General features: G+C 47.1%; 7 protein-coding genes and 2 pseudogenes. All 9 read right to left on the reverse strand.

What is annotated here, in order from left to right:
- Nucleotides 1-40: 40 nt before the first annotated feature.
- Nucleotides 41-1,430 (reverse strand): annotated as a pseudogene (gene cysS / locus Q9O24_06780) (cysteine--tRNA ligase).
- Nucleotides 1,427-2,882: pseudogene (gltX, locus tag Q9O24_06785) on the reverse strand (glutamate--tRNA ligase). Before gltX ends, cysS begins: the two co-directional pseudogenes overlap by 4 nt.
- Nucleotides 2,883-2,951: 69 nt before the next feature.
- Nucleotides 2,952-3,668 (reverse strand): hypothetical protein, encoded by a 717-nt coding sequence (locus tag Q9O24_06790; GenBank protein MDQ7074852.1) that lies wholly within the window; start codon nt 3,666-3,668, stop codon nt 2,952-2,954.
- A gap of 12 nt (nt 3,669-3,680) precedes the next feature.
- Entirely contained in the window at nt 3,681-4,040 is a 360-nt protein-coding gene (locus Q9O24_06795; protein ID MDQ7074853.1) for a hypothetical protein, read from the reverse strand.
- A gap of 46 nt (nt 4,041-4,086) precedes the next feature.
- Nucleotides 4,087-4,446 (reverse strand): hypothetical protein, encoded by a 360-nt coding sequence (locus Q9O24_06800; GenBank protein ID MDQ7074854.1) that lies wholly within the window; start codon nt 4,444-4,446, stop codon nt 4,087-4,089.
- Between the two features lie 49 nt (nt 4,447-4,495).
- Nucleotides 4,496-4,894: a hypothetical protein gene (locus tag Q9O24_06805; GenBank protein ID MDQ7074855.1), complete on the reverse strand. Its 399-nt coding sequence runs from the start codon at nt 4,892-4,894 to the stop codon at nt 4,496-4,498.
- Between the two features lie 29 nt (nt 4,895-4,923).
- Nucleotides 4,924-7,122: a dynamin family protein gene (locus Q9O24_06810; protein MDQ7074856.1), complete on the reverse strand. Its 2,199-nt coding sequence runs from the start codon at nt 7,120-7,122 to the stop codon at nt 4,924-4,926.
- 4 nt (nt 7,123-7,126) lie between these two features.
- Complete coding sequence (locus tag Q9O24_06815; GenBank protein MDQ7074857.1) at nt 7,127-9,454, reverse strand: dynamin family protein; 2,328 nt, start codon at nt 9,452-9,454, stop codon at nt 7,127-7,129.
- Nucleotides 9,454-10,974 (reverse strand): hypothetical protein, encoded by a 1,521-nt coding sequence (locus tag Q9O24_06820; protein ID MDQ7074858.1) that lies wholly within the window; start codon nt 10,972-10,974, stop codon nt 9,454-9,456. Before Q9O24_06820 ends, Q9O24_06815 begins: the two co-directional genes overlap by 1 nt.
- Between the last annotated feature and the right edge of the window lie 421 nt (nt 10,975-11,395).

The following is an 11,395-nucleotide window of genomic DNA, read 5'->3' on the forward strand; positions in this document are numbered from 1 at the left end:
ATCTGTCTGGAAAGAAACAAGGGCGGAAAATGTTCCGCCCCTACGCCCGTCGCCAATGGGTTTTACCCGCTGCGTCTTCCAAAACAATATGAGCCTCTTTAAGCTGATCCCGAATGCGATCCGCTTCCGCCCAATTTTTATCCGCTCGTGCTTGGTAACGGGCTTCAATCAATTGATCCACTTCGCCATCACTCAAACCCTCGTCACTGCCCGCCGCTTGTTTGAAAAACTCATCAGGGTCGTTTTGCAAAATGCCCAATACGCCCGCCAATGCTTTTAAGCTTGCCGCCAACGGAGCCGCTTCTGCCAAGGATTTCTCCTTCAGACGATTCACCTCACGCGCCATCTCAAACAGCACCGCCAACGCCTCAGGGGTGTTGAAATCATCATCCATCGCCGCATTAAAACGACCTTCGTAATCGCTTTCGCTCTGCACGGCTTCAGCCACAGGCAGATCACGCAAGGTGGTGTAAAAGCGCGTCAAAGCCGCACGGGCGTTTAACAGATGCTCTTCATCGTAATTCAGTGGGCTGCGGTATTGACTGGTGAGAATAAAATAGCGCACCTCTTCGGCTCGGTAACGCTCTAAAATGTCACGCACAGTGAAAAAATTACCCAAGGATTTGGACATCTTCTCATCGTTGATGCGCACAAAACCGTTGTGCAACCAGTAATTAACCGTCTTGTGGCCGTGACAGCCTTCCGACTGGGCGATCTCGTTTTCATGATGAGGAAATTGCAGATCTTGGCCGCCACCGTGAATATCAAAATGTTCACCCAACAGATCCGTGGACATGGCGGAACATTCAATGTGCCAACCGGGACGACCTTTGCCCCAAGGGGAATCCCAAAACGGTTCATCGGCTTTGGCCATTTTCCAGAGCACAAAATCGAGCGGATCGCGTTTCTGCTCGCCGATCTCCACCCGTGCGCCTGCGCGCAGATCCTCCACTTGCCGCCCCGACAATTTGCCATACTCAGCGAAAGATTTGACGCTGTAATAGACATCGCCGTTCTCCGCTTGATAGGCAAACTCTTTTTCGATCAGTTCTGCGATCATCTTCAAAATGGAGGGCATCGACTGAGTGGCGCGTGGCTCGGCATCTGGGGGTAGCACCCCCAGCGCATCGGAATCGTCGTGCATCGCCTGAATAAAACGCTCGGTCAGAGTCAAGAAAATCTTCGCCGTTTTCATTCGCTCGGGCAATGATTTTATCGTCAATATCGGTGATGTTACGCACATAATTGACCTTAAAACCGCGATGACGAAAATGACGCACCATGACATCAAACGCCACCATCACCCGAGCATGACCTAAATGGCAGTAGTCGTAGACGGTCATGCCGCAGACGTACAGACCCACTTCACCGGCTTTGATCGGTACAAAAGGTTCTTTTTTATTCGTCAGAGTGTTGTAAAGAGAGATCATGGGGCTACTCCTGTGTTCGTCAAGCTCAACGCCCGCTGTAAACGCTGTTCAACTCGCGTCTGACCCAGCAGCGGGAAAATATGCCCCATCTCAGGGCCGTGAACCTCACCGCTCAAAGCCGCTCTCAGCGGCATAAAGAGGCCTTTTCCCTTCACTCCAGCGGCTTTGCCCACCGCTTTGGCAAAACTGCGAAAATCATCGGCCTCCGGCAGCAACGCCAAGGCGTTCTCAAACAGAACGGCGGGGCTGTTTTGCAGCACTTCTGTTGCCGCCTCACTCAACACGGGAGACGCAGAAAAGAACTGCTCTGCCCAGTGGTAGGCTTCCGCCGGTTGCGTAATGTTGGCACGCACGGCACGAACAAAGTTGGCCAACAATTCCGCTGGCACACGCTCACGCAAAGAAACACCCTCTGGTTCATGAGACTCTAACCACACCAACACCGCCTCATCATCGGCAGCCGCCAAAGCTAATTTTTGCCAATGATTAAGCTGAAACTCATCGTGACGCGCCGGGGCTTTGCCCAAGCTACTGAGCTGAAAACCGTCACTGAGCTGTTGCAAGCTCATTAGACTCTCATCGCGGTAGTGATGCCCGAGACGCGCCAGATGGTTCAAAATGGCAATGGGGAAATAACCCATTTTGCGCAGTTCTTTAAGACTGCGTGAACCGTTACGCTTGGAGAGCGGTTGACCGTCTTGCCCCAAAATCAGCGAGGTGTGGCCGTACTGCGCTTGTGGCAAACCCAAAGCGTTCAAAATCATCAACTGCCGTGGGGTGTTGGTGATGTGATCCTCGCCACGCAAAACACAATTGACCTGCATCAGCGCATCATCCAAGCGCATTGGCGAAGAAAAAGGCCGGAGAACCATCGGCACGACGAATGATAAAATCACCAATGTCTTTACCCGAATACGCCTGTGAGCCGCGCACCAAATCCTCAAATTCGGTTACAGAATCATTGGCAACCCGAAACCGCAAGGTGGGTTGACGACCGTCATCCAAGCGCTGCTGACGGTCGCTGGCAGAGAGATGGGCGCATTTGCCCGAATAACGCGGCGGCAATCCCGCCGAACGCTGCGCTTTGCGGCTCAGTGCCAACTCTTCAGGGGAGCAAAAACAGGGGTAGGCGTGATCCGCCTCTTCCAGTTGTTGGTAATAGGTGTCGTAGGTGTCGCTGCGCTCCGATTGACGATAGGGTCCCAACTCACCGCCGACCTCGGGGCCCTCTTGCCAATCCATCCCCAACCAACGCAGATCCGCCATCAAGGCCTGTAAAAAGGCTTCTTTGCTGCGTTCGGGATCGGTGTCCTCACAGCGCAGCAGAAAAACCCCTTGCTGCTGGCGTGCATAGAGAACATTAAAAAGAGCGGTACGCAAGTTACCGATGTGCAGTAGCCCCGTTGGACTGGGGGCAAAACGAGTTTTAGTGAGTGATTTCATGGGGCGCATGGTAACGGAAATGGGGACAGAACTGAACTGTGGGAACAGACAAAATCACACCATCACACCGCTTAAAGGTTAACGCGACAACACCAACAACAAATTTTTGCAGTCCCATAACATTCTTTCCGCAACTCTTGTCCACCCTGCCAACATCAGTTTTGAAATCTCTTCACTGGCAAGAATGGCCTCTATTTTAAGCAACACCTCATGAATAATCTCTGCATTATTCAACACACCTTGCTGCCACTCCTCACCCGCCTGCATCAACCAGATAAAGTCAGATAACGCCTCTTTGTGTATTAAAAAATCCGCGTCATTTTTTGCTAACAACAACGGTATTAACAGCAAATGATGGTTTTTTTTACCCCAAGTAGCGGGGGCAGCTCCATCGGTTTCTTCCTCAACCGCCACCACCGTCTCGGTAATCAGCTCTGAGCAATGCGACCATCGTTCTGAATAATCACCAGCCAAAGCCCCCAGCGCAGCCCAAAATTGAGGTTGGTAACGCAATAAATTTAAGCGATGGACGGGGAGATTTTCATCTATGGCATCGTCTAAAATTCGAGCATACAGATGAATTCGAGCGCAATGAAATAAAAAATCATTCACATTGTCATTGTCGTTCTGCCACGGTTCGGCCAACCAGATCAACATCAACGGTGATTTATCAGCAACACGCTGCAAACGCCGCCGTGCAAGAATTTGAGTGCCGCTCTTCACCGACTGCGCGGGCATCAAGCATTCGATATCAGCGGCTATCTTTTCTGCTAGCTGGTCTTTTAAAGTACTCATTTATCCCTTTTTTTAGGTGCAGATACTCTTTTTAGACGCACTCTCTTTTTTTGAGAAAAATTTACTAGCCCATTTACCCTCATGATTTAGAGACTTTTCTCTTGTAGAAAGATGCTTTTCTTTATCCGTTAAAAACGCTTCTTTTTTCACCAACTCTTGGTGTTTATTTTTAATTTTTTCAATTCTCTCTGAATCAAAATTTTTTCTATCTTTCAGCAACGCCTTATTTTCAAGCATAAGTTCTGCATTTTGTATCTGCAATTCAGTCAAAAAACGATCACTCTCCTCTATTCGTTTTGTCGAACGTGCTAATAACAACAAATAATCACTCAAAACCGCTGACACAGTCGCTTCATCTAAAAATAGACTCAACTTGCTCTCCTTCAAGGCTGCCCTCCCCAGACCCAATAGATTAATATTAATTATTAAATAGAGATTTAACCTTAGAAAAACCCGCGATAAAGGGCTTTTTTATCTCTTTAGCCGACTGCGACAATATGTGATTTTTTATGTTTGAATTCAACACATCAATCACATCTTGATCCTCACTTTGAAACACCGCTTCCATAGGCTCCATCTTTTCTTGCAACAACACGTTATAGCGTTGTTTTTCAAGCAACAGCTCCTCTTTAAGCTCCTCGTTTTCTGCCCTCAGTGCCACTAACGCATGAACACTGTCTGTTTTTTGTGCCGAATAAGCCAACAAACTCAAATAATCATTCAGCACTTTTGGATCTTGATTTTTATGCAAAAAATCACTTAACACATCAGAACTCATAAACCAACCTCAGAAATAAGAACGCACAGCAAAACCATTAAAAGGGTATTTAAGCCAATTTTTCTCTATTTGCCAACATTGACTCTACAATATCCAAACGCTTTTCTTTTATGTCCAAACGAGACTCTTTTACATTCAAATAATCCTCGCGTTTTTTAAGATAGCCTTCCTCAGAATCCAGCTTATTTTTCTTTTTTTGTAACATTCGTTTCCTTCCAGACAACACTCTCTTATCAAAGTTGTTTTTTTCTCTTCGCAGCTGCTCTTTTTCTTCCGTTAGCTTCTTCTTGTCTAGAGACAGTTGAGACTCTCTCATACGCAAATCAATCAGACTTCGCTCACTCTCTTTTAATTTTTTTGTCGAAGCTGCCAACAGCACGAGATAGTCATTCAAAACCTCTGCTACAGACGTATCCTGCAAAAAAAATCCAATGTTATTTCGATCCAAAGCAACACCTCTTCAAAAAATAAACAGCCCTATCCCTCAAGAGAAGCGATAACCTTCTGAACACCTTCGACTCTGTTTTGCAACAGCAGCAACTGCTCTTGCTGATGCTGTGGTGCCATCTGAATCTTCTCTGCCAAAGAGTCGATAGAGTCAATTTTATCCTGTAACACCACCTTAATCTCCTCTTGCCAATAGGACTTACAGTGCTGCGCAATCAACTGCGTCATGGAGCGCGCCTGTTGCCCTAATGAATTCACATTCTGATCAACCACCTGCTGTCGATAATTTTTCTGCACTTGTTTGCGTTGCTGTTCTGCCTCAGCTTTCGCCTCACGCTCGGCATTCACAGCAGCCGACTCAAGCTGTTTTATTTTCCTCTCCAGTTGCTGCTGCTGTTTAAGATGCTCTTCTAAGGCAAATTCACTGTAATCACGCTGCTGCCGCAATTGCTCTAAACGCATCAGCTCCCTGCGTTTTTCCGATATTTTCTGCGTGTACTCATTCAACACGCGGCGCTGCTCTGCTTCTGCTTCAGGATCAACAACCTCCCTACTTCTTGGTGCTGCATCAAAACTGTTTCCTATGCGTTCCCCCCAATAACTGAGAGAGAGCTTCTCGGTAAAATTAATCACCGGATCCAGTGTTGATGCTGTCTCTTTCACTTTTTTTAAAGCGCCACCGACCACTTTTGCTGTTTTTAACGCCTTCGCTCCTGCACCAACCACCGCCGCTCCTTTGGTCGCCGCTGTTGGCGGTGCTAAAAAGATCAAACCGATGTCCAACAACGTACCCACTGCCTTGCCTACTTTGCCCGCAGCATTTGAACCTTCGACCTGCTGCAAAACACGCGGCAACTCCTGCTGAGCCACCGTGTGTTGCTCCATTTGCAGCATCTGCACATCCTGACAGGCCGCATCCAGATCCACATCGGGAATCTGTTCTATATTCTGCTTTTCATCTTCGACTTTTGCTTGCTTCACCCGACACTCTTCATGCAGCTGTTCCAAACGCCCCGAGTCAAGAAAATCACTAAAACAGATCTTTTCTGGAGTCGGCAGATGCAGGTCAATTTTTTTCACATCGCCCATCAACGCACCCATGTCCCCATACTGATTGGAGCTGCTTTCCAATTCGGTGGCCAAGGTTTTCAAACGATGTTGCAGTTGCTGATAGGCGGCCTCCAAAAAAATCGGCCAATCCTTTTCCTGCTCGATGGCAGGCAACGCCTGCAACGCCTGCAACAGTTCTGTTTTCTCTTTTTCCACCACAGACGAGGTGCTTTTTTTCAACTGCGCTTGATCAAGATTGCTTTTTTCATAGACACTCTGTTTCAACTCCAACAATCCGGCTCGTTCTGACAACAACGCCTCTTGCAAGCTCTTCTTTTGCTCCGCTGTCGCTGCGCCCAACACCTGTTTTTCCGTCTCCAGCTCCACCAGACGATTTTGTAAAATAGGGCTTAACTCCGCCTGAAAGCGACGCTCTCGAATAGCAGCAACTTCGGCTTTCGATTGAGCTAAAAAGCGCACTATTTTGTCATGCCCATGACCGTATTTACTCACCCCCACCAGATCTAGATCCAAACCGGTTTTTTGCAACAACGTCGTGCCCCAATCGCACAGATCCGGCGCTTGCTCACCTTCTTTAATGGAAGACTCGATGCCATCCCACTTTCCCACCACCACCATCACTTTTTTTCTGTTCTCTTTCACCACCCGCAGCAGATCCAGATCACCTTGCGTAACCCCACGAGAAGAGAGCAGATACACAATGACATCTGAGGCCGAAATTTGCGCGTTTGTATAGGCACGATGGCGTTGTGAAGTGCTGCCCAACCCAGGCAGATCAACCAAAATCAATTCACGTAACCACTCCGCTGGGTAGAGCAACCGCGAACAAAAACTGTTTTCAGGGGCTTCGGTTGTGTACTGCACAAACGCCTCGGCGCTGATTGCAGTACGCCCCCCTTGCACATCAAGCAACTCCCGCTGCACCTGATCGGCATATTCGATAAACGTAGGCAATGCGGTGGCCTCCTCGGAAGCCGTCGGCAGCAGCGATTCACCCAACAAACTGTTGATCAAGCTGCTTTTTCCCGTCGAAAATTCCCCCACAAAACAGACGCTGAGCGGCGAATGAGCCAACACGGTTTTATCCGCAATACGGGCTATTTTTTCGCTTAAACACGGCAGTTCGGCATGCAGGTTCTGTAGATCCATGTTGCTCATCAATTTATCCCCCGACCATGGCCATTTCAGTCAAATCCATCACGTCGCTTAACTCTTTTTTCGCCGCGCTTAACGTAGCCTGACAGCGAGCCACCTCTTCTTTGCCCTTTTCCAAAACCGTCTGTATTTTGGCACGATCAGCATGCTTGGCTTTGAGCGGCTGCATAAATTCATTTTCCACCAACAACAATAAAGCATCCAACTGATCATCAAAGAGCTGTTTGATTGAACTGTCCATATTCTTTTTCAAAAAGGCAATGCGCTGGCTCAACTCACCCAAGGCGCTCTGTTTTAAACTCTCCAGCACCTCAGCGGTTTTTTCAGTCCGCGCCTTGGCCTCTTTCTGCTCTGCCGCTGCTCTTTTTTTCTCCTCTTTTTCCCAGCGCTTTTCCGCTTTACGCCGCTGCACTTCAAAATTAACTTTTTTCGCGTCGTTGGCAGACGATTCTGCCATCAAACGCTCCATAGCGTCTTCGCGTGTCTCTAATTTTCCTTTGATTTCAGCACGCTCTTCTTTGTAGGCCGTTACGTTAGAGTCATCGTAAGATGTCCTTTCTCCATATTTAGCATCACTGTACATTCCAGCCTCTTCCACTGTATAGGGTTCTCTCATAGAATCTGGACTGGGCTGCGAACCTAAATTTTCCAACTGCCGTGCTTGCCGCTCGTAGGCCGCTTGTGCTGCACGCACCTGCGCGTCCATATTCGGCACATTGGCCGCTTCTATCTCCAACTCATCCTTTTTAGCTTCGTGCATTTCCAACGCCTTTTCCAGCTCCAGACGTTTCTGCTGATATTCGATGATTGAACTCAAATTAACCTGCACATCCACTTTAATCTCCGGCAGATCCGGCGCAATGCCCACCAACTGCTGCTTCAGTTCTCCGGTCTGTTTTTTCATCTGCTCCAGATACTCTACTTTTAGATCCTGCAAATGACGTTCAATTTCGGTCTGCTGTTCACCCCACACCGCATCCACCTCTTTCGTTACCTTGATGTAACGATTTTTGGCTGTACTGGGCAGAGAGATTTTCTTCCGCCCCGCCTCAACTTCACGCCGCACATAATCCTCTGTCAAGGCAATTTCCATCTCGTCTTTCAATGAGATCAAAGGCTGCACCAGTTTTTCCTGCACCGCCGCGATAATCACCTCAGCTGCCAAACGATGCTCCTCACGATGTTCACTCTCAACCTGTTTCATCTCCAAGGTCTGATTTTTAATATAGGCATCAAGAGACTCCAGTTCTTGCTCCTGCTGCTTCAAGTCCGTTGCCTCGCTCAACTGCTGCAACTGCGCCTCTAAACCGCTCAATATTTGCCCTTGAATCGTCTTTAATTTTTTCAGTGGTGTGAAAAAAACCTCTTTACTCGCATCACCTGAGCTGCACAGATTCGAGATACGCCCAATCAACTGCTCCACGCCCGAACGCCTTCTCTGCTCGGCATCCTCACTTAAAGCCCACTTTGCACTGACCCCCATCAAATTATTTTTATCTGTAATCTGCTCTAAATCACTGCTGGAGAGATTTGGTAGATGTTTGGCAAAATTATCCTGCACAATGGCGAGTTTTTCCGCAACCCGCTCTTTTTCTGATTTTTCTCTGTCATGGTCATCCTCTGGCTCCAACACTTTATCCCACATGTTCACCACGGTTAAAAACTTGCGGAAGGAGTTCTGAATCGTACCGGTAAGAAACTGCCACTCACGGCTGTTGCCACCCAACTGCTCCACACTCTGCACCCAAATCGCAATGTGCGAGCTGGCAATGGCATCACGTGTGATCTCTTCATGGTGTTCAACCACCGACTCCAGACCAGGGGTATCAATAATCACCAAACCTTTATCCAACAACTCATGCTGCGCAAACACATCAATGCGTTTTAAATCACGCCGCGCAGTACGGTTGTTTTTATCCAACTCCGTGCCCCAGCGTTTCAGCACGTTATCGTCACCCCAACTCAACTCCTCATCAGCACGACTGCTCTCGATAAAGTTCAAGCGGATGTACTTTTCACCCTCTCGCCCCTCTTCTGGAGACTGCAAAAAGGTATTAATTGCCGTGGTGGCCTCTTTTGCTGAAGGCAATAAATTAATCCCCAGCAAAGCATTAATCAGACGTGACTTGCCACGGGAGAATTCCCCGATCACCACGATGCGCACCTTATCCGACTCCAAACCTTGTCGAATGGCGGATAAATCAGCACAAGAAGCCTTTAGCTCCTTGCTGGAATGCTCATTAAAAATTTCTTCAGTTTTTTCAAGATAGGTCAGAACCTTGGCTACTTTTTCTTTTCTTTCGGCCAAAGCAGCACTTAAAACGGTGTTATTCATTATTTTTTTCCTTCAACCACATCAAATAAATTTCGATAATCCGAATACTTTGCATCAATAATGGACAAAGAGAGCAATGTCGCCACTACTTTATCCTGCCCCTCACCTTTCAACCTGTTTTCCAGCGCTTCGCCTACCCAATAAAAACTGGAAAACAGAGAACGCCTCGCCTCTACATACGCTATTTCCATCTTATCTGTAAAAAACCCTTGTAATTCAACTTCTTTTTCTGGAAAAGCAGCAACAGTCTCTTCCATTTTTGCAAACAAGCGATCCACTTTTTGCAACTTCAAAGACAACCCTCGCAACCAGTAGTGTTCGTTCCACCACAACGCCAAGGGGTGATCCTTGGCTAAAGTGAGAGACTTAACTGCTTCACTGGAATGTTGCCACTCACCGGCCTGCTTTTTCCAAGCCACCGCGATTTTTTTCCTCTTCTGCTCTACAGACAAGCCCATCAACCGAGTGGAATTCAGATGCAAAATAAACTCACCCTCTTTTTTAAACCCTTCAATGGAGGTTTTCGCCGCCCGCAACAACTGCAAAGAGGAGGCGAGTTTGGATCGTATGTCCCATTCAGGTTTCCAATGAGCCACCTGTTTGGCCAAAGAAGCGCTCGCCCCCCTACTGGATCCATTATCCGCTTCGATGGGCTTTAAGATTGCCTGCCAAAAATCAGCAATAAAAACAGAATGATCCCGTTTTTCAGACTCTTTGCCAAAATCAACACACAAAACAGTCAAATTAAACTCATCTTCCAGTTCAGCCTCTTTCACCAAACGATCCATTTTTTCCGTCACACGGGTGCGAATACCTTCAAACTCAGCAACATCATCACAGCGCGTAACCACCACCACCACATTGACGTTATTGTAAAAATAGGCTTCACCTTCTTCAGCAGCCACAAAAACAGCCTTCAGCCGATCCACATCATCCTGACCATCAACGCCATTTGCTCTCACCACATAAACCAAACTTAAATTGTTATCGTGCACCAGCCCACTGGTCAGTGGATTCTCTGAGACAAAGGAGTCACCGGAATTCCAGCCAGGCATGTCTTTCATCACCAAACGCTTCAAGCCCTCTTCCGCACTGATCAGACTGACATCACCTAATGACAATGCCGATTCAGGTACTTCTAAACGCAGGCAGTGCCGCTGAGAATCATAGTTTTTCTGCGCTTGTCGGCTGGGATACTCTTTCAACTCAACTTCAGTGGTATTTTTAATATCAATCTGCTTCAGACACGCTTTATCACTGTAAGTAATCTCCAGTGGCAGAGCACTTTGCCGATCTTGTGAACTGATGGGCAGCAGATGAGCCAGATTATAAGAACGCAACAACTCTCTCACCAAACGAGATTTTCCCGCTGAAAAAGCACCGATGATGTACACCAGTGCCATTTCATCCACAAATTTCGCCACCATTTTCTCTTCGAAGTCTTCGATTGCCGATTTAACCAGCAAACTGTTTTCCCTCAGAGCCTGCGAATCACTGGCTTCACAACGTGTATTTTTCATCAAATGGAATAACCTTTTAAAAGCAAGTGCCATTGCTGTAATGCACACCCCCACGATCAAAAAAAGAATATTATTCTTTTAAAAATTATCAGATATACAAAAAAATCCCAGTATAATACACTTTTAAATTCCTCAAACAAGTCCCTATCTACAGCTCAAAAAACGACTTATCATCCTCAGAATCACTTTGTGTAAACAGAATATGACAAATATTAAAAAACCTACTGTCATACTGCTTGGATTTAACCAATAAGTGCATAACGTGAGGATTTGAATTCAACCTACTGAAATATTTAAAAATAGCCCAAGCCAATGCACCGACAAAAACCTCCACCAAGCAACCTGCATAAAAACCATTTGGTAAGCACATTAACAGTCGCTATCATATCTTCTTCATCCCTAAAAACGGAAGTTAAAGCAT

Source organism: Gammaproteobacteria bacterium, assembly GCA_030949385.1.
GTDB lineage: Bacteria > Pseudomonadota > Gammaproteobacteria > JAUZRS01 > JAUZRS01 > JAUZRS01.

What these genes read in the sequence shown, in the direction of transcription:
- Q9O24_06810 (MDQ7074856.1), bottom strand. Translation starts at nt 7,122, where the DNA reads ATGAGCAACATGGATCTACAGAACCTGCATGCCGAACTGCCGTGTTTA.
- Q9O24_06820 (MDQ7074858.1), bottom strand. Translation starts at nt 10,974, where the DNA reads ATGAAAAATACACGTTGTGAAGCCAGTGATTCGCAGGCTCTGAGGGAA.
- Q9O24_06800 (MDQ7074854.1), bottom strand. Translation starts at nt 4,446, where the DNA reads ATGAGTTCTGATGTGTTAAGTGATTTTTTGCATAAAAATCAAGATCCA.
- Q9O24_06790 (MDQ7074852.1), bottom strand. Translation starts at nt 3,668, where the DNA reads ATGAGTACTTTAAAAGACCAGCTAGCAGAAAAGATAGCCGCTGATATC.
- Q9O24_06815 (MDQ7074857.1), bottom strand. Translation starts at nt 9,454, where the DNA reads ATGAATAACACCGTTTTAAGTGCTGCTTTGGCCGAAAGAAAAGAAAAA.